Annotated in this window: 24 protein-coding genes and 1 riboswitch; of the genes, 9 read left to right on the plus strand and 15 right to left on the minus strand. The window is 64.4% G+C overall.

From position 1 onward, the window contains the following. The first annotated feature begins 1 nt into the window (after position 1). Positions 2-1,036 carry a Gfo/Idh/MocA family protein gene (locus tag AC1D05_RS03920; RefSeq protein WP_477438385.1) on the plus strand — a complete coding sequence of 345 codons (1,035 nt, stop codon included), beginning with the start codon at positions 2-4 and terminating at the stop codon, positions 1,034-1,036. Continuing rightward, positions 1,033-2,871: a D-apionate lactonase gene (gene apnL / locus AC1D05_RS03925; protein ID WP_477438387.1), complete on the plus strand. Its 1,839-nt coding sequence runs from the start codon at positions 1,033-1,035 to the stop codon at positions 2,869-2,871. Before AC1D05_RS03920 ends, apnL begins: the two co-directional genes overlap by 4 nt. A 4-nt stretch (positions 2,872-2,875) precedes the next feature. On the opposite strand, the gene AC1D05_RS03930 is transcribed toward apnL, so the two are convergent. Next, on the minus strand, positions 2,876-3,589 hold the full coding sequence (locus tag AC1D05_RS03930) for a transcriptional regulator NanR (RefSeq protein WP_477438389.1): 714 nt from the start codon (positions 3,587-3,589) through the stop codon (positions 2,876-2,878). Positions 3,590-3,775: 186 nt separating this feature from the next. On the opposite strand from AC1D05_RS03930, the gene oiaX reads away from it, so the two are divergent. Both oiaX and AC1D05_RS03940 read left to right on the plus strand, forming a co-directional pair. Then, a complete protein-coding gene (oiaX, locus tag AC1D05_RS03935; protein WP_477438391.1) occupies positions 3,776-5,026 on the plus strand; it encodes a 3-oxo-isoapionate-4-phosphate decarboxylase OiaX in 1,251 nt (416 codons plus the stop codon). An 8-nt stretch (positions 5,027-5,034) separates the two neighbouring features. Then, positions 5,035-6,357 carry a four-carbon acid sugar kinase family protein gene (locus AC1D05_RS03940; RefSeq protein ID WP_477439099.1) on the plus strand — a complete coding sequence of 441 codons (1,323 nt, stop codon included), beginning with the start codon at positions 5,035-5,037 and terminating at the stop codon, positions 6,355-6,357. Here the strand turns inward: AC1D05_RS03940 and AC1D05_RS03945 are convergent. Next, a complete protein-coding gene (locus AC1D05_RS03945) occupies positions 6,354-6,893 on the minus strand; it encodes an Lrp/AsnC family transcriptional regulator (protein WP_477438393.1) in 540 nt (179 codons plus the stop codon). The two genes, AC1D05_RS03940 and AC1D05_RS03945, sit on opposite strands and share 4 nt — an antisense overlap. Positions 6,894-6,941: 48 nt before the next feature. On the opposite strand from AC1D05_RS03945, the gene AC1D05_RS03950 reads away from it, so the two are divergent. The 4 genes from AC1D05_RS03950 to dhaL all read left to right on the plus strand — a co-directional run bounded on the left by AC1D05_RS03950 (position 6,942) and on the right by dhaL (position 10,643). Then, entirely contained in the window at positions 6,942-8,117 is a 1,176-nt protein-coding gene (locus AC1D05_RS03950) for an MFS transporter (protein WP_477438395.1), read from the plus strand. 101 nt (positions 8,118-8,218) lie between these two features. Next, positions 8,219-8,365: riboswitch (FMN riboswitch) on the plus strand. Between the two features lie 77 nt (positions 8,366-8,442). Next, positions 8,443-8,916: a 6,7-dimethyl-8-ribityllumazine synthase gene (locus AC1D05_RS03955; protein WP_477438397.1), complete on the plus strand. Its 474-nt coding sequence runs from the start codon at positions 8,443-8,445 to the stop codon at positions 8,914-8,916. A gap of 62 nt (positions 8,917-8,978) precedes the next feature. Further along, positions 8,979-9,992, plus strand: a complete 1,014-nt coding sequence (locus AC1D05_RS03960; protein WP_477438399.1) for a dihydroxyacetone kinase subunit DhaK — start codon at positions 8,979-8,981, stop codon at positions 9,990-9,992. 15 nt (positions 9,993-10,007) lie between these two features. Further along, positions 10,008-10,643 carry a dihydroxyacetone kinase subunit DhaL gene (gene dhaL, locus AC1D05_RS03965; protein WP_477438401.1) on the plus strand — a complete coding sequence of 212 codons (636 nt, stop codon included), beginning with the start codon at positions 10,008-10,010 and terminating at the stop codon, positions 10,641-10,643. Here dhaL and derI read toward each other — a convergent pair. Genes derI through AC1D05_RS03980 form a run of 3 tightly spaced genes read right to left on the minus strand, consistent with a single transcriptional unit; the run spans position 10,640 to position 12,656 of the window. Continuing rightward, positions 10,640-11,080 (minus strand): D-erythrulose-4-phosphate isomerase, encoded by a 441-nt coding sequence (gene derI, locus AC1D05_RS03970; RefSeq protein ID WP_027034077.1) that lies wholly within the window; start codon positions 11,078-11,080, stop codon positions 10,640-10,642. The genes dhaL and derI overlap by 4 nt on opposite strands. Positions 11,081-11,107: 27 nt before the next feature. Then, the gene (locus AC1D05_RS03975) at positions 11,108-11,866 is read right to left on the minus strand and encodes a triose-phosphate isomerase (protein ID WP_477438403.1); all 759 of its coding nucleotides are present in this window, start codon (positions 11,864-11,866) and stop codon (positions 11,108-11,110) included. Between the two features lie 25 nt (positions 11,867-11,891). After that, the gene (locus tag AC1D05_RS03980; protein WP_477438405.1) at positions 11,892-12,656 is read right to left on the minus strand and encodes a DeoR/GlpR family DNA-binding transcription regulator; all 765 of its coding nucleotides are present in this window, start codon (positions 12,654-12,656) and stop codon (positions 11,892-11,894) included. 274 nt (positions 12,657-12,930) lie between these two features. Here AC1D05_RS03980 and fba point away from each other — a divergent pair, with 274 nt between their 5' ends. After that, positions 12,931-13,995 carry a class II fructose-bisphosphate aldolase gene (fba, locus tag AC1D05_RS03985; protein WP_010914722.1) on the plus strand — a complete coding sequence of 355 codons (1,065 nt, stop codon included), beginning with the start codon at positions 12,931-12,933 and terminating at the stop codon, positions 13,993-13,995. 142 nt (positions 13,996-14,137) lie between these two features. Here fba and AC1D05_RS03990 read toward each other — a convergent pair whose 3' ends face one another. The 10 genes from AC1D05_RS03990 to AC1D05_RS04035 all read right to left on the minus strand — a co-directional run bounded on the left by AC1D05_RS03990 (position 14,138) and on the right by AC1D05_RS04035 (position 25,991). Further along, positions 14,138-15,079 (minus strand): sugar phosphate isomerase/epimerase family protein, encoded by a 942-nt coding sequence (locus AC1D05_RS03990; protein WP_477438407.1) that lies wholly within the window; start codon positions 15,077-15,079, stop codon positions 14,138-14,140. Positions 15,080-15,128: 49 nt separating this feature from the next. Beyond that, positions 15,129-16,187, minus strand: coding sequence for a class II aldolase/adducin family protein (locus AC1D05_RS03995; RefSeq protein ID WP_477438409.1), 1,059 nt, complete (start codon positions 16,185-16,187; stop codon positions 15,129-15,131). Then, positions 16,187-17,704, minus strand: a complete 1,518-nt coding sequence (locus AC1D05_RS04000; RefSeq protein ID WP_477438411.1) for a glycerol-3-phosphate dehydrogenase — start codon at positions 17,702-17,704, stop codon at positions 16,187-16,189. The genes AC1D05_RS03995 and AC1D05_RS04000 overlap by 1 nt, the downstream gene beginning before the upstream one ends. 45 nt (positions 17,705-17,749) lie before the next feature. After that, the gene (locus AC1D05_RS04005) at positions 17,750-18,790 is read right to left on the minus strand and encodes a 2-hydroxyacid dehydrogenase (protein ID WP_477438413.1); all 1,041 of its coding nucleotides are present in this window, start codon (positions 18,788-18,790) and stop codon (positions 17,750-17,752) included. A 10-nt stretch (positions 18,791-18,800) separates the two neighbouring features. Then, positions 18,801-20,354, minus strand: coding sequence for an FGGY family carbohydrate kinase (locus tag AC1D05_RS04010; RefSeq protein ID WP_477438415.1), 1,554 nt, complete (start codon positions 20,352-20,354; stop codon positions 18,801-18,803). Continuing rightward, positions 20,354-21,478: an ABC transporter ATP-binding protein gene (locus AC1D05_RS04015; RefSeq protein WP_477438416.1), complete on the minus strand. Its 1,125-nt coding sequence runs from the start codon at positions 21,476-21,478 to the stop codon at positions 20,354-20,356. The genes AC1D05_RS04010 and AC1D05_RS04015 overlap by 1 nt, the downstream gene beginning before the upstream one ends. Then, positions 21,475-22,593 (minus strand): ABC transporter ATP-binding protein, encoded by a 1,119-nt coding sequence (locus AC1D05_RS04020; protein ID WP_477438418.1) that lies wholly within the window; start codon positions 22,591-22,593, stop codon positions 21,475-21,477. The genes AC1D05_RS04015 and AC1D05_RS04020 overlap by 4 nt, the downstream gene beginning before the upstream one ends. Positions 22,594-22,595: 2 nt before the next feature. Beyond that, complete coding sequence (locus AC1D05_RS04025) at positions 22,596-23,453, minus strand: carbohydrate ABC transporter permease (protein WP_172351524.1); 858 nt, start codon at positions 23,451-23,453, stop codon at positions 22,596-22,598. Positions 23,454-23,462: 9 nt separating this feature from the next. Then, a complete protein-coding gene (locus tag AC1D05_RS04030; protein WP_023777019.1) occupies positions 23,463-24,386 on the minus strand; it encodes a carbohydrate ABC transporter permease in 924 nt (307 codons plus the stop codon). Positions 24,387-24,545: 159 nt separating this feature from the next. Continuing rightward, positions 24,546-25,991 carry an ABC transporter substrate-binding protein gene (locus tag AC1D05_RS04035; protein WP_477438420.1) on the minus strand — a complete coding sequence of 482 codons (1,446 nt, stop codon included), beginning with the start codon at positions 25,989-25,991 and terminating at the stop codon, positions 24,546-24,548. Positions 25,992-26,033 lie beyond the last annotated feature (42 nt).

Below are 26,033 nucleotides of genomic sequence, written 5' to 3' on the forward strand. Positions count from 1 at the left end.
CATGGCGAGCTTGAGTGGAGCGCTGATCGGCTGCGGCTTCTTCGCCGTCAACCAGATGCATGCCTGGCGCGACATCGACGGCGCCTCCATCGTCGCCATCTGCGACCGCGATCCGGAGCGGCTGCGGATCGTCGGCGACCAGTTCGGCGTGGCGAAGCGCTACACCGACGCCGAGGCACTGTTTTCGGCCGAGACGCTCGACTTCGTCGACATCGCCACCACCGTCGGCAGCCATCGGCCGCTGGTCGAGATGGCGGCCGCCCACCGCGTTCCGGTGATCTGCCAGAAGCCGTTCGCGCCGGCGCTGGCCGACGCCAAGGCGATGGTCGCGGCCTGCGCCAAGGCCGGCGTGCCGCTGATGGTGCATGAGAATTTCCGCTGGCAGTCGCCAATCCAGGCGGTGCGCGCCGTCCTCGACAGCGGCGAGATCGGCACGCCCTTCTTCGGGCGTATCTCTTTCCGGTCCGCCTATGACGTGTTTTCCGGCCAGCCCTACCTGGCGACGGGAAAGCGCTTCATCATCGAGGATCTCGGCATCCACATCCTCGACATCGCGCGCTTTCTCCTCGGCGACGTCTCGAGCCTCACCGCCCGCACGGCGCGCGTCAACCCGGCCATCGCCGGCGAGGATGTCGCCACGATGCTGATGGATCACAGGAGCGGCGCCACTTCGGTGGTCGATTGCAGCTATGCGACCAGGCTTGCCGTCGAGCCGTTTCCCGAAACGCTGATCGAGATCGACGGCAGCGACGGCACCGTGCGGCTGGCGCAGGGCTACCAGCTCACCGTCACCGGCAAGAGCGGCACAACGGTCAGGGATATCTCGCCGCCACTGCTGCCCTGGGCCTCGCGGCCATGGCACAACATCCAGGAGAGCGTGCTGGCGATCCAGCGGCACTGGGTCGACTGCCTTGCATCAGGCAAGGAGCCGGCGACCTCGGGGGCCGACAACCTCAAGACATTCGCGCTGGTCGAGGCCGCCTATGCCGGCGCCGCAAGCCGGCAACCGGTGCCGATCGACGACCTGCTGAAATGACGGCGGATCGCTTCCTCCTGTGCGGCACACGCGCGGCGGAGACCCAACCGGTCCGGCTGACTGCCGGGCCGCTCAGCGCCGATTTCGTCAACGGCAATCTGCGCACCATCGGCCATGGCGAAACTGAAGTATTGCGCGCCATCGCCTATATCGTGCGCGACCGCGACTGGGGCACCTACGAGCCAGTGCTGGCGGACCTGGTCATCGACCAGGGCGCCGAGGCGTTCTCCGTCGGCTATACGGCAAGCTGCACCGGGCCGGGCGGAAGCCGGCTCGTCTTCCGCGCCACCATCAAGGGTTCCTCCGATGGCCGGCTGGTGTTCGACGTCAGCGCGCTGCCCGAAAGCGATTTCGAGACGAACCGCTGCGGTTTCTGCATCCTGCATCCGATCGCCGGCCTCGCCGGCAGCCCGGTGACGGTCGAGCATACGGATGGCAGCGTGGTGGCGACGAAACTGCCTGACCTGATCGACCCCTGGCAGCCTTTCAAGGATTTGCGCGCCATCATGCATGCGGTGCGTCCCGGCGTCACCGCCGAATGCCGCATGGAAGGCGACGTTTTCGAGATGGAGGACCAGCGCAACTGGTCCGATGCCTCCTACAAGACCTATGTGCGGCCACTCGCGCTGCCATGGCCCTATGTGTTGCCGGCCGGCGAGGCCAACCGCCAGACGATCACCCTGCGCATTGCCAGCGACAGCAGGACGCCCACCGTCGCCAAGGCATCCGGCCCGGTACGCGTGACGCTCGGCGAGCCCGGTCCGGCGCTGCCGGATGTCGGCGTGATCATCTATCCCGGCGATGTCGAGACGGTGCTGGCGAACCTCGCCACCTTGTCCGTGCTCCGTCCGCAACAACTGCTGTTTCACTACGATCCGACGCGCGGTCACGGGCTCGACGCCTTGCGCGCTTTCGCCCGGCTCGCCGACGCCTATCGCGCCCGGACAACGCTCGAATGCGTTGCCGCCTGCAGCGGCGATCTCGACGCCGAACTCACAGAGGTCGCCGGTCTGGTGCACCGGGCAGGTCTGCGGCTCGACGCCATCGCGGTGTCGCCTTCGGTCGACCGGCAGTCGACGCCGCCGGGCAGTGCCTGGCCACCCTGCCCGCCGCTCGAAGATGTCTATGCCGCGGCGCGCCGCGCCTTTCCCGACATCCGTCTCGGGGGCGGCATGTTCAGCTATTTCACCGAACTCAACCGCAAGCGCGTCCCGGCCGGGTTGCTCGATTTCGTCACCCATTGCACCTGCCCGATCGTGCACGCAGCCGACGATCTCAGCGTCATGCAATCGCTCGAGGCGTTGCCGTTCATCACCCGGTCGGCGCGGGCGATCTTCGGCGACCGGCCCTACCGGATCGGACCTTCGACCATTGCCATGCGGCAGAATCCCTATGGTGGCGCGACCAAGGACAATCCGCAGGGACAGCGCATTGCCATGGCGAACCGCGATCCGCGCCACAACGGCTTGTTCGCCGCCGCCTGGACCATCGGCTATGCCGCCCGCGTCGCACCGGCCGGGCTGGAGATGCTGACGCTGTCCGGCTTCACCGGGCCGTTCGGTCTGCTGGCGGCAGGTGGCGAACCCGCCGCCGAGGGGTCACCGCGACCGATCTTCAGGGCTATCAAGGGGCTTTGCGAGTTGGCTGGCCTCGCGCATGTGTCCGCCAAGACGAGCGACGAAACGCGGATTGCCGCCCTGGCCGGGCGCTCCACCTCGGGCGAGACCATCGTATGGCTGGCAAACCTGACGGCGGACGATATCGCGGTCGACGCTTCCGCGCTTGGCCATGGCAATCTGCTAATGTCGCCCTACGCGATTAGCCGGATCGGTTAAGAACTTACTTCTCGGAGTTCATCACGTAGAGCGCGCGCGAGCGTTCGAGGTGCTTGATCATCGATTTCTCGGCACCGTCGGCATCCCTCTGCTCGATGCGGTCGACGATCTCTTCGTGCTCGGTCAGCGTGAACTTTTCCTTGCCGGTCCAGATCAGCATCTCGGTGTGATATTCCTTCAGCCAGCCGAGCATTGCCTCGCTGACGGCGACATAGATCGGATTGCCGGATATCGCCGCGATCTGGGTGTGGAACTTCATGTCGGCGGAAATGAAGGCGTCGGAATCGCCGCGCGCGGCACGCTGCTCGGCGACCGTTGCCTTGAGCCGCTGCACGTCCTCGACGGTGGCTTTTTCGGCGGCTTCCCTGACCATGCCGCGCTCGAAGAAGATGCGCGCGGTCTTGAGGTGCTCGAGCGTGTCCTTCGACGACGACAGGATGATCTTGGCCGCGCCGTCGACCTGTTTGATGATCGACTTGGCGGTGAGCTGCAGCACCTTGGCCCGCTCGCCATGCGAAATGGCGACAAGGCCCATATTGCTCAGCGCCTGCATCGCCTCGCGGATCGCCGGCCGGCCAACCTCGAAGCGCTCCATCAATTCGCGCTCCGACGGCATGTCGTCCCCCGGCTGCAGCTCGCCGCTGGTGATCAGCCGCTGCAGCCTTGCAAAGACTTCGTCGGAAAGTTTGCGCCGGACGATCGGCTCCGAACGGTTCATCGTGACGAATCACTCCCTGGCCCGGTTCCTGTCTAGCATTGCCGGCGCGATTCCCGGAATGCCTGCGCCTTGCTCGCCGCGCAGCACAAGACCGGGATATTTGCTTGCAATACTTATGTACTCATTATACCAGATTTCGGACGCGACGAAACTTTTTTCGGACCCTTTTCGACCGGCCGGCTCCCCATGATCACCTTCACCTACCGCATCGAAACACCTGATAGCATCGAGGCGCTGGCGGCCAAGATCGCCAGCGACCAGTCGACCGGCACTTTCGTTGCCCTGCCCGGCGAGACCGAAGAACTGAAGGCACGCGTGGCGGCGCGTGTGCTGGCGATCCGGCATCTGCCCGATGCCGAGCAGCCGTCCATTCCCGAGGCCGGCAGCGGGCCCTTCAAGCGCGCCGATGTCGACATCGCCTTCCCGTTCGATGCGATCGGGACCGATCTTTCGGCGCTGATGACCATCGCCATCGGCGGCACCTATTCGATCAAGGGCCTGTCGGGCATCCGCGTCGTCGACATGAAGCTGCCGCAGGAATTCAAGGGCGCCCATCCAGGCCCGCAATTCGGCGTCGCCGGCAGCCGTCGGCTGACCGGCGTCGAGGGCCGGCCCATCATCGGCACCATCGTCAAGCCGGCGTTGGGCTTGCGGCCACCTGAGACGGCCGCGATGGTGGGCGAACTGATCGAGGCCGGCGTCGACTTCATCAAGGACGATGAAAAGCTGATGAGCCCGGCCTATTCGCCGCTGGCGGAGCGGGTTAAGGCGATCATGCCGCTGATCCTCGACCACGAGCAGAAGACCGGCAAGAAGGTGATGTATGCCTTCGGCATCTCGCATGCCGATCCGGACGAGATGATGCGCAACCACGATCTGGTGCTTGCGGCCGGCGGCAATTGCGCCGTGGTCAACATCAACTCCATTGGCTTCGGCGGCATGGCTTATCTCAGAAAGCGCTCCGGCCTGGTGCTGCACGCCCACCGCAATGGCTGGGACATCCTCACCCGCCACCCCGGCCTCGGCATGGATTTCAAGGTGTGGCAGCAGTTCTGGCGGCTGCTTGGCGTCGACCAGTTCCAGATCAACGGCATCGCCTCGAAATACTGGGAGCCGGACGAGTCGTTCGTCCGCTCCTTCGAGGCGGTGACGACGCCGCTGTTTTCGCCTGACGATTGCGCCCTGCCGGTCGCCGGCTCCGGCCAGTGGGGCGGACAGGCACCGGAGACCTATGAGCGCACCGGGCGGACGGTCGATCTGCTCTATCTCTGCGGCGGCGGCATCGTCAGCCATCCCGACGGCCCGGGTGCCGGCGTGCGCGCCGTCCAGCAGGCCTGGCAGGCCGCCGTCGCGGGCATTGCGCTGGCGGATTATGCCCGCGACCACGCCGAGCTGGCGCGCTCGATCGAAAAGTTCGGCGACGGCAAGGCGGCGTGAGCGCGGCCATGCAGAACCTGCTGCTCAGCTACTATGGCGACGACCTCACCGGTTCGACCGACGTCATGGAGGCGCTCGAGCTCGGCGGCGTGCCGACCGTGCTGTTCATGCGCCAACCCGACCAGCAACTGCTGGCGCGGTTTTCGCAGTGCCGTGCCGTCGGACTGGCGGGTACGAGCCGCAGCGAAACGCCGCAATGGATGGACGACAATCTGGCCCCGGCCTTCGAATGGCTAAGAAGCCTCGAAGCGGCGGTTTGCCACTACAAGATATGCTCGACCTTCGATTCGAGCCCGACAATCGGCAGCATCGGCCGGGCGATCGAGATCGGACGCGCCGTCTTCGACCAGAAGAGCGTGCCGGTGGTTGTCGGAGCGCCCCAGCTCAAGCGCTACACGGCGTTCGGCAACCTCTTCGCGGCATTTCGCGGCACCTATTTCCGCATCGACCGGCATCCTGTCATGAGCCGGCATCCGGTGACGCCGATGAACGAGGCCGACCTGCTCGTCCACCTCTCGCGCCAGACCGATCTCGGCTCCGGCCTTGTCGACCTGGCGGCGCTGCAGGCGGATGATCGTTCGCAGACCGTCGACCAGGCCTTGCAGGACAAGGCGATCGTCCTGTTCGACGTCGAAAGCCGCCAGACGCAGGCACGCGTCGGCGAACAGCTCTGGCGGGTTTGCGAACAAGGCCATGGTTTCGTCGTTGGATCCTCGGGCGTCGAATATGCGCTGCTTGCCGAATGGGCCGGCACAGGCATCGCCGCTGGGCACGCATCCTTCGCGCCGCCCGGTCCGGTGGACCGGCTCGCCGTGGTCTCGGGCAGTGTGTCGCCAACCACCGAGAAGCAGATCCGCTTCGCCCTCGCCCATGGGTTCGACGGCATCCAGATGGATGCCATGCGGCTGGTCTCGGACGGCGCCGGCGAGGCGATCGAGCGCGCCGTCGCCAGCGGCCTGGCGAGCCTCGCGGCAGGGCGCAGCGTCATCCTCTACACCGCCCTTGGTCCTCAGGCCGACCGCAGTGCCGAGATCGACCATATCGAAGGCGCACGAAACAGGCTCGGCAGGGCGCTGGGGGACATTTTGCGCCGGCTGGTTGTCGACCAGAAACTCAAGCGTGCGGTGATCGCCGGCGGCGATACCTCCAGCCACGCGCTGGGACAGCTCTCCATCGATGCGCTGACCGTGCGCATGCCGCTGCCGCAATCCCCGGGTTCGCCGCTTTGCCTCGCGCATGGCGGCGGCGAAATCGACGGTCTCGAAATCGCGCTTAAGGGCGGCCAGGTCGGTACCGACGCCTATTTCGAGACGATCCGAATTGGCGGTTAATACAGCGGCTTGCTCATATGGTTGGGCGTTGGCCACGTCTCGGTGATGCCAGGCTGTACCGGCCGCTCGAGATAGGTCGACAGCACGACATAGCTGCGTGTCGAGGTGACGCCGGGCGTTTCGTAGAGGCGCGCGAGCAGGCCTTCGAGCGCCCTCGTGTCTTCCGTGCGGACCTTCAACAGCATGCAGGTGTCGCCGGCGACGGTGTGGATTTCCTCGACCTCCGGATATTGCGAAACCGCCATCAGTTCCGGGGTCTTGCCCCAGCCCCTGGTGTCGATATGCACGAAAGCCAGCAGCGGCTTCTTCACCGCCTTGGGGTCGATGATGACAGCGGTGCCGCGAATGGCGCCACTGCGCCGAAGGCGCTTGACTCGTTCATGGGCAGCAGGTGGTGAAAGACCGACCCGATCGCCGAGTTCAGCATAACTGACCGTGGCGTCGTCGACGAGGACGCCTAATATTTTTCGGTCAATCGCGTCGACATCACGGGGCGGCGGCCTGTTCTGCTGAATGCCATCTGTTTCTTCATCCATATCGACAATCTCCGTTGCCACGGAATTTAATACGGACATTATGGTGATATGTCGAACAGCAATCAAGCCACAGTCCTGCCAGTCGATGCCAGGCCACCGATCCCGGCCCTCGCCTATCTGCTGACCGGCTGCATTGCCGTCATCGGCTCGAATTCGCTGGTCCTGGGGCCGATAGCCCCGGCGGTGGCTTTGTCGTTCGGAACAAGCGTACCGATGGTGATGATCGCGGCGGCCGCCTTCGGGCTCGGCACCTCGGCAAGCGCGCTGTTCCTGGCCCGCTACATCGACCGGCTCGGCGCCCGCCGGATGCTACAGGGTGCACTGCTGTTGCTGGCCATTGCTCTCGTCGCCAGCGCCGCCGCACCGATACTGATCATGCTGGTCGCGGCCCAGCTGGTCGCCGGCATCGCCGCCGGCGTCGCCATGCCGGCGATCTATGCCAGTTCGGCGGCGATCGCGCCGCCCGGCCGCGAAAGCGGGACCATCGGCGTCGTGCTGACCGGATGGACGCTCAGCATGGTGGCCGGCGTTTCGCTCTCGGCCGTGATTGCCGATCTGGTGCATTGGCGCGCCGTTTTCGCAGCCGTCGCGGTGCTGGCACTGCTTGCGCTGGCCAGTCTCACCATGACGTCGCTGAGCGACATCAGGAAAAGCGGCCCGGCACCAACGCCGCTGGCGGCGCTGAGCATTCCCGGCATCGTGCCGCTTCTCGTCGCCTGCGCGGCCTTCATGACCGCCTTCTACGGGGTCTATGGCTATCTCGGCGACCACCTGCACAGCGGCCTGGGCAAGCCGGTGAGCGCCAATGGCTGGGCAGCCCTTGCCTATGGCATCGGTTTCGGCACGGCTGCTCTCCTCGACGGCGTGATCGATCGCCTGGGCGCGCGACGCGTCATGCCGTTCGCCTATCTTCTTGTCGCCATCGTCTATGTCGCCATTGCCGCGACGAGCGACAGTTTCGGGCTGACGCTCGCCATGGTGGCTATCTGGGGACTTGCCAATCATTTCGGGCTGAATGTCCTGGTGATGCGCCTCTCCGCGCTCGATCCCTCACGGCGCGGCACGATCATGGGCCTGAACAGCGCGGTGACCTATCTGGCGGTCTTTATTGGCACCACCGGCTTCGGACCGCTCTATTCCAGCTTCGGCTTTGCCTTCTGCGCGATCGTTGCGGCGCTGCTGATGCTGGTTGCCGCTTCGGCCGCAGCATGGCGCACGCGATGAAGCGCTTCGTTCACGCCATTGCTCCAGTCGACAGAACGTGATTGGCCACCAGCCGGTCGCCCGGTTGACAGCTCAGCCCTGCCCTTCCATACAAACGGCGTTAAAGTTCTCAGGGCGGGGTGAAAGTCCCCACCGGCGGTGAGGATCTCGATCCAAGCCCGCGAGCGCTTTCCAACAGAGTTGGAAAGGTCAGCAGATCCGGTGTGATTCCGGAGCCGACGGTATAGTCCGGATGAAAGAGAACGAAACGGAAAACGGACCACCTCGGCGGGCCGGATTCCGTATCGTGCGTCCTGATTCTGGTTCGAAACGGAAGGATGGACCCATGAATCAGCATTCCCACAAAGACTATGAAACTGTTCGCATCGCCGTTATCCGCGCGCGCTGGCATGCGGATATCGTCGACCAGTGCGTAAAAGCCTTCGAGGCGGAACTGGCCGCCATCGGCGGCGACCGCTTCGCCGTCGATGTCTTCGACGTCCCCGGCGCCTACGAAATCCCGCTGCACGCCAAGACCGTGGCCGGGACCGGCCGCTACGCGACGATCCTCGGCACGGCGTTCGTCGTCAATGGCGGCATCTACCGGCATGAGTTCGTCGCCAGCGCCGTCATCGACGGCATGATGAACGTGCAGCTGTCGACCGGCGTGCCGGTGCTTTCGGCGGTGCTGACGCCGCACAATTACCACGACAGCGCCGAGCACCATCGCTTCTTCTTCGAGCACTTCACCGTCAAGGGCAAGGAGGCGGCCAAGGCCTGCGTGGAAATTCTCGCCGCACGGGAAAAGATCGCGGCATGAAATCTTCCCGGCCGGGTGGAAATCGCGATAACACCCGGTAGTATTTGCTAAAAGTCGGGAGGATGCCGGTGCAGACCAAGAAGATCATTAATGACGGCAACCGCGCCGTCGACGAGATGCTCGAAGGGATCCTCGCCGCGCATCCTCGCCATCTCAAAAGCGCGGACGGCAGCCCGCGCTCGATCATCGCCCGTGACGGGCCGCGACCCGGCAAGGTCGGGCTGGTGATCGGCGGTGGCTCGGGCCATGAGCCGACCTTTCTCGGCTTTGTCGGCAAGGGGCTGGCGGACGCGGCGGCCATCGGGAATGTCTTTGCCTCGCCGCCGCCCGATCCGATCCTCGAATGCGCCAAGGTGGTCAGCGGCGGCGCCGGCGTCCTGTTCATGTATGGCAACTACGCCGGCGACGTGATGAATTTCGACATGGCGGCCGAGATGGCCGCGATGGACGACATAGAGGTGCGCACGGTGCTGACCACCGACGACGTCGCCTCGGCACCGCGCGACCAGCGGCAGAAGCGCCGCGGAGTCGCCGGCAATTTCTTCATCTTCAAGGCGGCTGGTGCCGCCTGCGACCTCATGCTCTCCTTCGACGAGGTCGAGCGCATCGCCCGCAAGGCCAACGACCACACTTTCACCATGGGCGTGGCGCTGTCGCCCTGCTCGCTGCCGCAGACAAGGCGGCCGAATTTCGAGATCGGCGCCGACGAAATGGAGATCGGCATGGGCATCCATGGCGAGCCCGGCATCGCGCGCGGCAAGCTCGGCACCGCCGACGCGATCACCGACGATATGCTGGACAAGATTTTCGCCGAGATGGCGCCGTCGCGCGGCGACAAGGTCGCGGTGCTGGTCAACTCGCTCGGCTCGACGCCGCTGATGGAACTCTACATCATGAACCGGAGGGTCAAGCAGCGGCTCGACGCACTCGGCGTTTCCATCCACGCGACCTGGGTCGGCAATTATTGCACGTCGCTCGAAATGGCCGGCGCCTCGGTGACGCTTTTTCATCTCGACGAGGAACTGCAGACCATGCTCGACCACCCCTGCGACTGTGCCATGTTCCGTGCCGGCTGACGAAAGAGCGTTCTCGTGACCATCGATGCCGCCGACCTGAAAAGAATGTTCGATACGATCGCGGTGGCGATCGCGGCCGACCGGGACCGGCTCTGCCAGCTCGATGGCGTCATCGGCGACGCCGATCATGGCATCGCCATGGAGCTCGGCTTCAATGCCGTGCGCGATGCGCTGGCGCCGCTCGACCTTGCAACGACCGAGCCGACAGCGCTGCTCAACACGGCTGCGAAATCGTTCCTCAATGCTGTCGGCGCCTCGTCAGGCCCGCTCTACGCAACGGCCTTCATGCGCGCGGCTTCCGCCGTCAAAGGCAAGGCGACGCTGGCCGACGCGGATTTCATCGCCCTGTTCCAGGCCATGGCGCAAGGCATCAAGGATCGCGGCAAGGCGGAACCTGGCGAAAAGACGATGGTCGATGCCTGGCAACCGGCGGCTGAAGCCGCCGCAGCAGCCAATCTCGCCGGCAAGACCCTGGCTCAGAGCCTCGAGGCGGCCCTTGCCGCCGCCGAGTCTGGCGCTGAAGCGACCAAGGACATGATCGCCGCCAAGGGCCGCTCGTCGCGGCTCGGCGAGCGGTCGCTTGGCCACATCGATCCAGGCGCCGCATCGGCCGTCACCGTCATCGGCGCGATACGCAAGAGCCTGGGTTAAACCTTCGCCGCGTCGAGCCTGTCGATCGCCTGGACATTGCCGGCCGACGGCCCCTTCTCGTCGAACTCCGAGGCAAGCCATGTATCGACGATCGCCTTTGCCAGTTCCGGGCCGATGACACGGGCGCCCATGGTGATGATCTGGGCGTTGTTGGATTTCGCCGCGCGCTCAGCCGAATAGGTGTCATGGGTGAGTGCGGCACGAATGCCCGGCACCTTGTTGGCCGAGATCGAGACGCCGATGCCGGTGCCGCAGAACAGGATGCCGCGCTCGTTCTCACCGTCGATGATGGTCTGGGCGAGCTTTTGCGAGAGGTCGGCATAGTAGCCGGCCTGGCTGAGGTCGCTGACGGTGAGGCCCGGCTTGGTGGCAAGGTGCGCGGCGATGACGTCGAGCAGCGGCTTGCCGGCGCTGTCGGCTCCAATGGCTATTTTCATGTCTTTCCCTTTCGTGTTTGGATGACTTCAGATCGCCGCCGAAGCGCGGCCGAGAATGTCGATGTAGCCATCCGCCTGCCAGGCGGAGCGGCCGATGAAGAGGCCGTCAATATTGGGCTGGCCGATCAGCTCGGCGGCATTGCCGGGATTGACGCTGCCGCCATAGAGCACCGGCGGCACGGACGGCAGCAGGCCCCCGGCCACCGTCTTGATCAGTGCCTGCTGCTTGTCGGCATAATCGGAACTCGCCGGAATGCCCTTGTCGCCAATCGCCCAGACCGGCTCGTAGGCGAACAGGATTTTTGCGCTCTTCGCCTCGCCTTCGAGGAATTGCAGCGCCCCCTCGACCTGAGCGGTCAGCACGGCATCGGCCTTGCCACTTTCGCGCTCGGCCAGCGTCTCGCCGACGCAGATCAATGGGATCAGGCCGTGCTTCACCGCAGCCGCCGTCTTCAGGCCAACGGTGCGGTCGGTCTCACCGAAATGCTCGCGCCGTTCGCTGTGGCCGAGTTCGACCAGATCGAGCCCACAGTCGGTCAGCATCACGGGTGAAATCTCGCCGGTCCAGGCGCCAGCGTCGGCCCAATGCATGTTCTGGGCACCGACCTTGATACGCGTCGACGACAGTGCCCGTTTGACCTCGCGCGCCGCAGTGAAAGGCGGGATGACGAAGGGCTGGATGCGGCCATCGAAACCGGGAATGAAGCCGGCCAGGCGTTCGGCGAAATCCAGCGCCTCGGCGAGCGTCTTGTTCATCTTCCAGCTTGTACCGACCCAATACACCACGCGTACTCCTTACTCCGTGCCGAACTCAGTTGCCGACCAGGGCCACCGAGACACCGGCGGCATCCAGCGCCTCGTACAACCCCGGCTCCAGCTCACGGCCAGTGAAGACCGTGTCAAACGCCATGAGGTCGGTGAGAAAATGCAGCGCCGTGCGGCCGAACTTGCCGTGATCGACCAGCAGATATTTGCGGGTTGCCGCCGCCATCATCAGCCGCTTGGCCTGCACCACCTCCTGGTCCTGGTGGAAGGCGGAGGCGCCATGGATGGCGGATGAGGACAGGAAAGCGACGTCGGCGCGCAGCGATTTGAGCATGTCCTCGGCGAGCAGGCCGAAGAAGCCGTGAAACTTCTTGCTGTATTGGCCACCAAGCGCGATCAGGTTGATCCCTCCCGCGCCGGCCAGTTCCTGGATGACGGCCAGATTGTTGGAGATCACCGTCAGCGGCCGCAAATCGGCGAGATGGCGCGCAATGCCGCCCGCCGTCGAGCCGTCGTCGATGATCACCGTCTGGCCGGGTTCGATCATGGCCACGGCGGCTGCCGCAAGGCGCTGCTTTTCCTCGGTCGCCTGCTTCTGCCGGTAGCGAAAATCGCTTTCGAACAGGCTGCTTGGCTGGATCGAGGCGCCCCCACGTACCTTGCGCAGGAAACCGCTTTCCTCGAGTTCGTCGAGGTCACGGTGCACGGTCATCTTGGAAACGCCAAAGCGCACAGCAAGGTCATCGACGCCGGCCTGACCAGCGTCCATCAGAAAGTCCATGATGCCTTGCCGCCTGATGTCGCTCTTCATTGCCGCCGACCGCCAACGCCGAACCTCGGCTCCTTGCTCAAGCTTCAAGACATAACACCTATCGTCGCAAAAGTATCAGAAATTTTGTGATAATGGGACAATTCTTTGAGATATTCCGCTTGCTCTCATCGCGTCGCTGTAACAAGAATTGCGGCCGGGACGGTCTGTCACGGTTGCGGTTGCGCCGAAATCCGGCCAGAAGCATCGGTGGGCTGGACGATGCGCGGACAGTCCGCAACCACCAGGTTTGAAACCAGATACGGGAGACTATTCGTTGGCTCGCATCACACTGAGACAATTGCTCGATCACGCCGCCGAATACGGTTATGGCGTGCCGGCCTTCAACATGAACAACATGGAACAGGGCCTCGCCATCATGGAGGCGGCGGAAGAGACCAAATCGCCTGTCATCCTGCAGGCAAGCCGCGGTGCGCGCGCCTATGCAAATGACGTGGTGCTGGCCAAGCTGATCGACGCGCTGGTCGAAATCCACCCCGACATCCCGGTCTGCATGCATCTCGACCATGGCAACAACGAAGCCACCTGCGTCACCGCGATCCAGTACGGCTTCACCTCGGTGATGATGGACGGCTCGCTCAAGGAAGACGGCAAGTCGCCGGCCGACTACGCCTATAATTCCGGCATCACCAAGCGCGTCGTCGACATGGCGCATTGGGGCGGCGTGTCGGTCGAAGGCGAGATCGGCGTGCTCGGCTCGCTGGAGAGCGGCGGCGGCGAGCAGGAAGACGGCCACGGCGTCGAAGGCGCGATCAGCCACGACCAGCTCTTGACCGATCCGGAACAGGCGGTCGAGTTCGTCAAGGACACGCATGTCGATGCGCTGGCGGTGGCCATGGGCACCAGCCACGGCGCCTACAAATTCTCGCGCAAGCCCGATGGCGCCGTGCTGGCCATGAACGTCATCGAGGAGATCCATCGCCGCCTGCCGAACATGCACCTGGTCATGCACGGCTCGTCCTCCGTGCCCGAAGACCTGCAGGAGATCATCAACAAATATGGCGGCCAGATGAAGCCGACCTGGGGCGTGCCGGTGGAAGAAATCCAGCGCGGCATCAAGCATGGCGTGCGCAAGATCAACATCGACACCGACAACCGCATGGCGCTGACCGGCGCGATCCGCAAAGTGCTGACCGAGAACCCGAGCGAGTTCGACCCGCGCAAATACCTCACCCCGGCAATGGCTGCCATGCGCAAGCTCTGCAAGGAGCGCTTCGAGCAGTTCGGCACCGCCGGCAACGCGCCGAAGATCAAGCCGCTGCCGGTCTCGGAGATGGCCAAGCGCTACAAGTCGGGCAGCCTCGATCCGAAATTCGGATAGAGCGGCGAACCGCTCTATCTCTTTGTTTTGACGCAATTCCGGGCGGAAAACCGCTGCACACTTTTCCTGGAATTGCTCCGAACTCGGCCGATTTGAAATCTGCTTTCATCGGGCAGGAGCCGTATCGGCTCCTGCCCGATTTCTATTCGGCCTTTGGCAGAAGACCGGACCTGCCGGCGTCGATGAACGGAGCCCAGTAGTCGACGGATTCGCGGATCATGGCGACAACCTGATGGTCGACCGGCTCACGCTCGCGGAACGACAGTTCGAGGCAGATCTCGTTGTCGGTGCCGCCGCCGCGCCGCACCGTCTCCAGCAGTTTTTCCGGCGTGATGCGGCCATCCCTGTTGTAGGTCGCGGTGAACGGCCAATGGCCGCCCTTGTTCATCGACGACTGCTTGATGTGGATGATCGGCGATTTCCGGGGAAAGGCTTCCGCCCAGGCATAGGGATCGATGTCGGCGGGATTGCTTGATGTGACGTCGCCATGGTCGATGTCGACCATCATCTCCAGCGGAATGGCCATACTGGCGGCGTCGATCGCGCCCTGCAACTGGCGGCAGTTCTCGATGGTGTGGCCGAACTCGCGGCCGACCGACATCGGTTCCCAGAACAGGTAGGTCAGGCCTGCCGCCTTGGCATGCTCGGCGACCTCGCGCCAGCAGTCCAGCGCGATGTCGAACAGCCGCGCGCGACGCTCGAGGTCGTCAAAGTCGCGGTGGGTGAAGATGGCGAATTGCGTGCCCATGCCGCTGGCGCCGAGCTCGGCCGAAATGTCGGCGAAGGTCTTGAACCAGTCGACATAATAGCGGCGCACATCGGCGTCGGGATGGCCGAAATGATTGAGCCGGCCGTAAGGGCCGGTCATGCCGGAGGTGACGCGCACGCCGGTGCGGGCGAGTGCATCGCGGAACAGGCGAACGAATTTGACGATCGTCGCCGCCGGCCAGCCCGGATTGACGAACTCATGCGTGAGCTGCACGTCCCTTATGCCGATGTCATAGGCAATGGTGTCGATCAAATCGTCCGGATCAGCAAAACGGTTGACCAGCGGATTGGTGTTGAGGGAAAGCGTGAAGGCCAAGGCCGCTATCCCTCCCCGAGCAACGACACAATGGTGGAGCGGAATGCCGTCATTGCAGCGTCGCCCCCTCGCGGTTGAGTTGCTGGCGGTATTTTTCAGCGTCCCAGTTCAGCAGCTCGGCATTCTCCTTTGGGCTGAGATAGTTGACGCGCGCCGTTCCATCGACGCGCGCGACGACGTCGGCCAGGCAGCGCGCCATCGCCTCGGCGCCGGCATTGGCATTCCGGCGCATCAGCACGCCCTTGCCGGGAAAGAGAATGGACGTCGGCGCGGCCGCAGTGCGGGCAACGACCGCCGCCGCGTTCTCGGCGGGGCCGGCGATCACCGAGCCGACGCCGAGGAAGATGACATGATCCGGATAGAGGCTGCCGGAAGCGGCGATGCGGCAACTGGCGAGATCGGTCGCGACAGCATGCGCGGCCGCCGAGGCCGGCAGCCGATAGTCACTGCCGGTAGCGAGCCGCAGCAGCGCGTCGAGATCGGGCGGCGGAGCCGGTCGCGGCGGCCGCGCGAGCAGGCCGGTCACCCGTTGCAGCAGCAAGGCTGCTTCGCCGACCGTGTCGGCGGCGACCACCAGCCCGTGATTGCCAAGCACAAGCACGTTGGTCGCCGGCTTCAGCCGCTCGGCGATCCCCTGCGCCAGCGGCAGACCGGGCCGGCGATACGGCACGAACGCCCAATCGAGCCCACGCAGGCGCTCCTCCAGCAGCGTTTCGGCATTGGCCTGGACGGCGATCGAAATCGTCTCGACGCAATGGACATGGACGACGATCTTCTGGGGCAGCAGCGCATGCACCGTCGTCTCAATGGAGGGCCGCAGCTGGCGAGGGTTGAGATCCGCCAGCGTGAACTGCCCGGCCGTCTCGGCCGCCGGGCTCCGCTGCGCCACGGCATCCAGCAACGGCGCCAGCGCCACCGGCACCATGATCTCATCGTCGCGCGCATTCTTCAGCCAGGTGCCGGAGGCTTTGATCCACAGCACCCCCGCCTGCTTGATGGAGGTGTTGCCGCCGGCGCCCTGGACCAGCAGCGGGTCGGCGCCGATGCTGGCCGACAAGGAGCGCAGCATGCAGAATTCGCTGGAGTGGTTGTCGCCCGGATGCGCCATCAGCCTGCCCTCGCCAGCCGGTTCGCGGACCAGTGCTCGAAGGCCGCCCTCTCCTCGGCGGACAGATGCAGGCCATGCTTGGTGCGCCGCTCGAGGATGTCGGCTGACGTCACTGCCCACTCCTGATCGAAGAGATAGTTGGCCTCGCGCTCGAAGAAATCCTTGCCGAAGCAGCGCCCGAGGTCATCGAGCGAACGCGCCGCGCCAACCAAAGCCCTCGTCCTGGTGCCGTAGAGCCGGCCGTAATGCTTGAGCAGCGATGCCGGCATCCATGGATATTCGCGTCCGAGGTCGCCGAGAAACTGTTCGAAATCGGCATTGGCGATGTCGCCGCCGGGCAGATGCGCCTTCGCCGTCCAGGGCTTGCCCATATGGGGAAAGAACGGCGCGATCCTGTCCAGCGCATGTTCGGCCAGCTTGCGGAAGGTGGTGATCTTGCCGCCGAAGACGGAAAGCAGCGGCGCCTGCGCATCCGGCGCGTCGAGCTCGAAAATATAGTCGCGGGTCACCGCACTTGGGTTGTCGGCATTGTCGTCATAGAGCGGCCTGACGCCGGAGAACGAATACACGACATCGCCGCGCGCCAGGCCGCGCTTGAAATAGCGGTTGACCACCTTGATCAGGTAATCGATCTCGCTCTCATCCGCGGCCACATCCTCGGGCCGGCCCTCATAGGGAATGTCGGTGGTGCCGATCAGAGCGAGATCGTTCTGATAGGGGTTGATGAAGATCACGCGCTTGTCGCTGTTCTGGATGAGATAGGCCTGCCGCCCCTCCCAGAATTTGGGCACGACGATGTGGCTGCCCTTGACCAGGCGGACATTGCGCCTGGAGTTCTGGCCGGCAACACGGTTGACGATGTCGTTGACCCAGGGGCCGCCGGCATTGATCAACGCGCGCGCCCGAACCACCGTCCTGGTACCCGTCCTGCCATCCTGCATCTCGACAACCCACACGCCGTTCTCGCGGCGGGCGGCGGTGCAGGCGGTGCGGGTGAAAACCCTGGCGCCGCGCTCGGCGGCGTCGAGCGCATTGATCACAACGAGGCGGGCATCGTCGACCCAGCAGTCGGAATATTCGAAACCGCGCCGGAAGGCGTCCTTGATCGGCGCGCCCTCGGGCGCGGTGTGCAGGTTCAGCGTGCGGGTCGCCGGCAGCCGCTTGCGGCCGCCGAGATGGTCGTAGAGGAACAGGCCGAGCCGCACCAGCCAGGCCGGCCGGTCGTCCGGGCTGTGCGGCAGCACGAAGCGCATCGGCCAGATGATGTGGGGTGCCGATTCCAGCAGCACCTCGCGCTCGATCAGCGCTTCGCGCACCAGGCGGAACTCGTAATATTCGAGGTAGCGCAGGCCGCCATGGACAAGCTTGCCCGAGCGCGAACTGGTGCCTTCGGCGAGATCGTCCTTTTCGCACAGGATGACCGAAAGGCCGCGGCCGGCGGCATCGCGCGCGATGCCGGCGCCGTTGACGCCGCCGCCGATGACAAAGAGGTCGACGATTTCAGGACCGCCGTTCATGTCGCCGTGGCCTCGATGCCGGTTTGATGCGTCATGGCGGCTGCCTCAGCACGGATTGACCGGGGGCAGACCGGCGAGGTAGCGGCGCACCTCTTCGGCGGCCTGTTCGGCGGCATAGGTGACGGTGCGCACCGAAGCGCCGGCAATGTGCGGCGTCAGTGTGACGTTGGGAAGCTGCAGCAGTGGCCAGTCCGATGGCACCGGCTCAACCGCGAACGTCTCCAGCATGGCGCTGGCGATCTGGCCTGAAACCAGCGCCTCGTAGAGCGCGTCATAGTCGACCAGCGGCCCGCGTGCGGTGTTGATGAGGATCACGCCCGGCTTCATCCGTGCGATGGTGTCCATGCCGATCATGCCGCGCGTCTCCTCGGTCACCCGGGGATGCAGCGTGACGACATCGGAGCGGGACAGCAGATCGTCCAGCGCGACGAGTTCGACGCCGGCATTGCGATCGTCGGCACTCAATTGCACATAAGGGTCGCAAACGAGGACGTGGCAGCCGAAGGCGCGCAGCAGGCGCACCACCTTGGTGCCGATATTGCCGTAGCCGATGACGCCGACGGTCATTTCGTTGAGCTCGCGGCCGGTGCGGTCTGCGCGGTAGAGATCGCCGCGCCACTCGCCCTTGCGCAAGGCCTCGTGGCCGACCCGGATCAGCCGCGTCTCGGCCAGGATGGCGCCGATGGTGAACTCGGCGACGGCGGTCGCGTTGCGGCCGGGCACGTTGACCACAGTGACCCCGTGCGCCCTTGCGGCAGCCATGTCGATGTTGATCGGCCCGCCGCGCGAAACCGCGACCAGCTTGAGATCAGGCAGACGCCGCATCATGCCCTCCGAAAGCGGAGCCAGCTGGGTGACGAGAATCTCGGCATCGCCGATGAAGTCGACGACGTCGTCGGGGTGGCCGAAATATTCCTTGACCTTGTCGAGGCCGAGCGCCGGATTGCCGAACTCCATCGGCTCGTCGGGCCAGGCCGTCTGCAATGTCCTGATGTCGAGATCGCCAGTCGCGACCTTCTCGATTTTGGCGCGAAACACCTCCGGCAGCATGAAGTTGTCGCCAATGATCGCTATTCTCTTACGCATACTCGACTTCTCAATTTGCCTGCACTGAAGCCATCGCGCGCCAGACCGGCCGCAACGCCTGGTGCGCCAACATGTAGGACGGGGTCATCTTGTCGTAGATCGCGGCGAGGTTGCGGTCGCTCGGCTCGGCTTCGCCAAGCAGCGGCGTCACCCATTCGCCGACGCACGCGTCCATGGACGGGTAGAGACCGACGCAGACCGCGGCGATCATCGCAGCACCCGCTGCGCCCGCCTCCTCGCGCGCGCTGGTGCGGATGTCTGCGCCCACCGCGGCACCCAGGATCTTGCGCAGCGCCGGGCTCCTGGCGGCGCCACCGGTCAGGCGGACTTCGCGCGGCAGCGGCCCCATCGCGGCGTAGCAATCGCGCGCCGCAAAGGCCAATCCCTCGAAGACGGCGCGGACGAGGTCGGCATAGCCGTGCCGCGAGGAAATGCCGACGAAACCGGCCCTGGCATTGGCATCGACGAACGGCCCTCGCTCACCCGCCTCCGACACATAAGGCTGATACAGCAGCGACGCCGGCTGAGCGGCCGCGATCCAGGTGTCGACCAGCGCGATCATCTCGCCATTGCTGCGGGTAATGCCTTGCGAGGCGAGAATGCCGGAGGCCAGCCCAAGCACCCAGTCGATGTTGAGCGTCGCCGCCATGTTCGACTGCATCTGTGCGAACACGCCGGGCGCCGGCATCGCCATTGTGTAGCCGGTCGCCGCGTCGTTCAGCTGCACATCGTCGGGAGTCTCGGCCAACCGCATATGCATGCCGGTGGAGCCGATGATCGAGCAGCCCGGCCTGCGCTCGCGATCGAGCAGGCCCGCGCCGAGCGCTGTGCAGACGACATCGACATAACCGAGCACGACGGGCGTACCGGCCAGCATTCCGGTGGCGTCGGCCGCTGCCTGCGACAGCCCGGTGCTGTGCCTTGTGCCGTCGACGATCGGCGGCAGCAGATGCCTCAGATCGGCGACGCCAAGCACGTCGAGTACCTCGTCGCTGTAGTCGCGGGTGTGGAAATCGCCGAAGGTGAATGTTCCCTCCGACGGATCGGTGGCGCGTTCGCCGGTCAGCCTGAAATAGAGCCAGTCCTTGCAGTGGAACGCGGTTGCCGCCTTGCCGAGCATTTCGGGCATGGTGCGCTTCATGAACACGAACTGCGAACCCTGCTGGCAGGCGGCGAGACCGCTGCCGGTCTTTTCGAAGCGGAGCCGGTCCTCGGGCCGCGCGCGGATCTCTTCCACGACGGCGGCGGCGCGCGCGTCGAGCCAGAGCCAGCCCTTGGCCACCGGCTCGCCCTTGTCGTCGATCAGCCAGGTGCCGTCGCCTTGCCCGGTGACCGCGATGGCGACGGTCCGATTGGCGAGATTGGGCACCTTGTCGGCGAGCTGGCGCAGGGTTGTGGCGGCATCGCTCCATGTTCGCGCCAAATCCTGTTCGGCGCCGCCGCCCGGCAGCGTTTCATAGTGGTTGGGGAGTGCTGCGGCGGCGATCTGCCGGCCCGCTATGTCGAAGGCGATGGATTTGATGACGGAGGTGCCGGCATCGATGCCGATCAGTATGTCACGCATCAGGCAAGCTCCATGCCGTGCGAAATCGCCTCGCCGCTCGTTTGGTCGAAGACGTGTAGGTTCTTCGGATCGATGCTGACATTGATCGGCGCACCCAGATCGAGACGCGTGCGGTCATGCTCGACCAGGACCAGAGAACCGCCGGCGAAGTCGGCCGCTATATGGGTCTGGTCGCCGAGCCATTGGTTGGCCGATACCCTGGCGGGAACGCCTTCCTTCGAGCGCCGGACCGCGTAAGGCCTGATGCCGATGACGACCCGCTCGCGGCTGAGCAACTGATCGCGAACCGGAGCGCTGAAGGCGTCCTTGTCGTAATCGAGCGACAGGCCATCTGGCAGCCTGAGATTGATGCGGCCTGCGGACGTGCCAACATAGGCCTCGAAGACGTTCATCGGCGGTTCGCCGACGAAAGTTCCGGTGAACAGGTTCGCCGGGCGCTCCTTGATCTGGTCTGGCGTGTCGAACTGCTGCAGCACGCCGCCTTCCATCACCGCGATGCGGTCGGCAAGCGCATTGGCCTCGGTCTGGTCGTGGGTGACCAGGATCGCGGTCAGGCCGCGCTCCTTGATAAAGTGCTTGATGCGGCCGCGCAGCACGGCGCGCAGCTGCGGTTCGAGCTGCCCCATCGGCTCGTCCAGCAGATGCAGGTCGGCCTCGCGGATCAGCGCGCGGCCGAGGCTGGCGCGCTGCTGTTGGCCGCCGGAGATCGAGCTGGGGTAGCGCTCCAATATGTCCTCGATCTCGAGCAGCTTGGCGATGCTGGCGACCTTGGCGTCGACCTCGCTCTTCGGCAGCCGCGCCGCCTTGAGCGCGAAGGCCATGTTCTCGCGCACGGTCAGCGGCGGGTAGAGCGAGTAACCTTCGAAGGCCATCGCCACATTGCGCTTGACCGGCGCCAGAGTGTGCACCTTGCGGCCGGCAACCGTGATCTCGCCGCGCGACACGTCCTCGAAGCCGGCGATCATGCGCAGCGTCGAGGTCTTGCCGCAGCCGGAAGAGCCGAGCAGGGCCACGATCTCGCCCTTGGCGATTTCCATCGTCAGGTTCTTGACGGCGTGGACACCGCGATCGATCGGGCCATAGAACTTGTCGACACCTGAAATGGTGAGTGCGCTCTGGCTCATGCCGCTTCTCCATTGCGCAAGGCGACGACGTTTTTCGAACCGATGCGGTCACCGTTGGCGTGATCGAACAGCAAGGCACTCTTGCCGTCGACGGCGATGTGGGCCTTGCCCTCGCTGCGCCCCGGCATTCCGGCCGGGCGCGAAACCAGGATCTCGCGGCCGCGCACGGTGCGCACCAGCGTGACGATCTTTTCGTTGAGCGGCGTCTCGGCCTCGACCGTCACCGGAATGGCGCCGGGAGTGCTTTCCTCGACGAAGCTTAACGCTTCCGGCCGCAGGCCGATCACGCAGTCGCGGCCGACCGCCGTGTCGTAAGCGCCGGCGAGATGGACCTGGACATTGGACAGGCCGACATAAATCCCCCTGCTATCCCGCGCGGGCTTGACGTCGAGCAGGTTGATGGTCGGGTCGCCGAACAGCCGGGCGATCTCGATATTGGCCGGCTCGCGATAGATCTGCTCGGGCGTGCCGAGCTGTCTGATGACGCCTTGCGACATGACAGCGATGCGGTCGCCAAGCGCCATGGCTTCTTTATAGTCCTGGGTGACGTAGACGACGGTGGCGCCGCGGTCGGCAAGCAGCCTGGGCAGTTCGAGCCGCATCTCGAAGCGCAGCTTGGCGTCGACATTGCGCAAGGGATCGTCGAGCAGCAGAAGCGGCGGCGAGCCGACCAGCGCGCGGGCCAGTGCCGTGCGCTGCTTCTGTCCATTGGAGAGCGCGCGCGGCTTGTGGCTAAGCACATGGGCGATCTTCAACAGCTTGGCGACGCTCTCGACGCCGGCCTTGATCGCGCCCTGCGAGGACCGCTTGGCCTCCAGCGGCGTGGCGATGTTGTCGAACGCGGTCATATGCGGAAACAGCGCGAAATTCTGGAACGCCATGCCAATGCCGCGGAACTCCGCATCGACGTCGGTCATGTCGTCGCCACCGATGAAGATCTTGCCCTCATCCGGGTCGATGACGCCGGCAACCAGCCGTAGCAGCACCGTCTTGCCGGCACCTGACGGACCGAACAGCACAAGGGTTTCGCCATCAGCGACGGTCAGCGACAGATTGTCGAGGACGGTCTGGCTCTTGTAGCGCTTGACGATGTTTCTGAGTTCGAGGCTGGCCATGTCTATCCTTTCACCGCGCCAAGCGAGAGGCCTTCGACCAGATAGCGCTGTGCATAGAGGGCGAGCGCCAGCGTCGGCGTGATCGAGAGCACGATGGCCGCCGAAATCTGGCCGTACTGGATGCCCGAGGAGGTGATGAAGGCGAGCGCGCCGACCGTCACCGGCTGCTTGTCGGCCGAGGCCAGCACCAGCGCGAAGACGAAATTGTTCCAGGCGAAGATGAAGGCGAGCAGGCCGGCGGCGGCGATGCCGGGGCCGGCGAGCGGCAGCGCGATCTTGCGGAAGGTGGCGAACCAGGAATGGCCGCCGATACGGTAGGCATATTCGATGTCGGCCGGAATATCCTCGAAATAGCCGCGCACGATCCACAGGATCAGCGGCAGGCAGATCAGCTGGTAGACCCAGATCAGCCCGATATAGGTGTTGGCCAGCCCGAGCTTCTGGAAATAGAGGGTGAGCGGCAGGAGCACCAGCAGTGCCGGCGCGAACTTGAAAGACAGCAGCGTGAAGGCGATGTCCTCCGAGCCGCGGAACTTGTGCCGCGCGAAGGCGTATGCCGCCGGCACGCCGAGCAGCAGCGAGACCGCCACCGAGGTCACCGACAGGAACACCGAATTCCAGAGGTTGCGCATGAAGGCGATATCGAGTGTGCCGGCGGCGGTGATCAGCTTGCCGGTGATCAGCGCCGTGTAATTGGCGAGCGTCGGCTCGAAGATCAGCTGCGGGGGAATCCGCAAAATGGTCTCGTTGGTCTGGAACGACATCATGAAGATCCAGACGATCGGGAACATGAAGAAGATCACGACCAGCGTCAGTGCTATGCCGCGCAGGATGCGTTCGAGCAAGGATGTGTGTTCCATCCCGGCCTCCTATGCCTGACCACGGGCGCGTTCGCGCAGCCGCAGCCAGTTCTTAATGAAGATGTTGGAGAGGAAATAGGTGATCGCCCACAGGATGATCATCAGCGCCGCCGAGCGGCCGACATTGGTCGACTGGAAAAAGTTGAGATAGGCCTCGACCTGGAAGACGGTCAGCGTATCGCCCGGCCCGCCTTGCGTCATGGCGTAGATGATGTCGAACTGCTGAATGGAATCGAGCAGGCGGAACAAAGTCGCCGTCAGGATATAGGGCGTCAGCATCGGCAGCGTGATGCGGAAGAACACGAAACTCCTCGGCACGCCATCAAGGGCGGCGGCCTCAAAAGGCTGCGTCGGCAGGCTGCGAAGGCCGGCAAGCAGCAGGATCATGATGAAGGGCGTGTAGACCCAGATGTCGACCAGAACCACGGTGAACAGCGCCGTCGACGGCGATGATGCCCAGCGGAAATCCTGCAATCCGATCAGGCTGGCGAGATAGCTCAGCACGCCGAAGCCGGGATTGGTCATCAGCTTCCACATCAGGGCGGCAAGTGCAGGCGCAGTCATCAGCGGCATCAACAGCATGATCGAGATGAAATTGTTCAGCGTCGAGCGCTTCTGCAACAAGAGGGCGATAGCGAGGCCGAGAAGCAGCTCCAGCACGACGGTGGTGCCGGCATAGAGCAGCGACACTTTCAGCGTGTTCCAGAATTTTGGATCGGTGAAGAAGGAGATGTAGTTGTCGCCCCAGTTGAACTGCCGCGCCCAGGGCTGGCTCAGCCGATAGCGCTGGAACGAATAGACGACCGAGGTCAGGAACGGGATCAGAATGCCGATGCAGACCAGCAAGGCCGGCAGGCTGAGCACATAGGGCAGCACCCGCTTGCTGATCCTGAAGCCGGAGGGCTTGGGCCTTTGCGATACCACCGCAGTCATCGAGCTGCTCCGTTGTTGCTGTCGCTTCGCCCTGCCGGCCGCCCAAGGGAGCAAGGCGACCGGTCGGGCGAAATAGCGGCCACCTTCCGGCACCGCATCGCAAACGTCAAAAGGTGTGATGAGGGCCGGTCCGCCAAGCAGGCCGGCCCTCGTTGCGACTTAGCCGAGGCCGGCTTCCTTGAGCTGGCCGTTGATGCTTTCGGCGAGCTTGTCGAGACCCTCGTCGACCGGCACTTCCTTGGCCACCATCTTCTGCAGCGTCGCCGCCCATTCGGTGGTGAGGTCGAAGAACAGCGGCTGCGCCGTGAACTTGATCGAGGCGCCCGGCGCCGAGGCGTCGAACATCTCGACATAGCCGGGATAGCTCTTGTTCAGCTTTTCGCGGAACATCTCGTCCTTCCAGACCGACTGGCGGACCGGATTGACGAAGTCCATCTTGGTTGCGCCGAACAGCCCATGCTCCGGTCCGGAGGCCCATTGCATGAAGTACCAGGTGGCATCCTTGTCCTTCGAGAAATTGGACATCGCCAGCGACCATATCCAGATGTTGGGTGTCGCCGCCTTGGCTGCCGGGTTGGCCTTGAAGCTTGCGAAGGCGAGCTTGCCGGCCATCTTGTTGTCGCCGCCATTCATGAAGTAGCCAAGGATATCGGCGTCGAAGATCATCGCCGAAGCGCCGGCGCCGAGATCGGTGCCGACCTGATACCAGGTGTAGGTCGACCAGTCCTTGGGGCCGCTCTCCTGGATCATCTGCACCCACTGCTTGTGGAAGGCCTTGGATTCGGCGGTGTTCATGGCGGCCGACAATTTGCCGTCGGCCGACACGTTCAAATCCTTCTGGTCGAAATTGGCATAGGCCGACAGGAAGCCGGGATGGATCGTCGCCCAGGAGCGCGAGCCACGCACGCCGATGCCGTAGACGCCGCCACCGACATCCTTTGTGAGCTTGGCCGCCGCGGCGACCATCTCGTCCATGTTGCCGGGAATGGTGACGCCGGCCTTGTCGAACATCGCCTTGTTGTAGGTGATGTTGTTCTGTTCGAAGCCCCACGGAATGCACCACTGCTTGGCATCATCCGAACCCAGCGCGCCGCCCGGCTTGCCGTTCCAGGCGCAGGAGTTCTTCACCCCAGGCAAGAAGTCGTCCCAGGCATAGTTCGGGTTGGTCTTGGCCGGATCCTTGATCCATTCGTTGAGGTCGGTGATCCAGCCGGCCGGGCCATAGGTCCAGGTCATGTAGGCGCCGGTCATGAAGGCATCGTATTCGGGCGAGCTTGCCGAAAGTGCTGCCGTGACCTTGTCGAAATAGACGTCTTCCGGGAACACGTCATAGACGACGTTCATGCCGGTCAGCTTCTTGAAGTTTTCCAGATCGGCGATCATCGCATCGGCATAGGGATGCTTGTTGAGCAGGAGCTTGATGGTCTTGCCCTTATGCGCCTGCCAGTCGAAATCCGCTGCCAGCGCCCGGGTCTGTCCCAGGTTGAGCAGCGTGCCGGCGGTGCCGGCGGCAAGGCCCATCGCACCCAAGCCCTTGATCAGCCCGCGACGGTCGACTTGTCCGCGCAGGAAGGCGTCGATGAGGTCTTTCTCTTTCTCATGCATTTCGTTTTCTCCTCCACAGGGTAGTTTCAACCAAACTGATAC

The sequence above is a fragment of the Mesorhizobium sp. P2_E9 genome, from assembly GCF_056403815.1.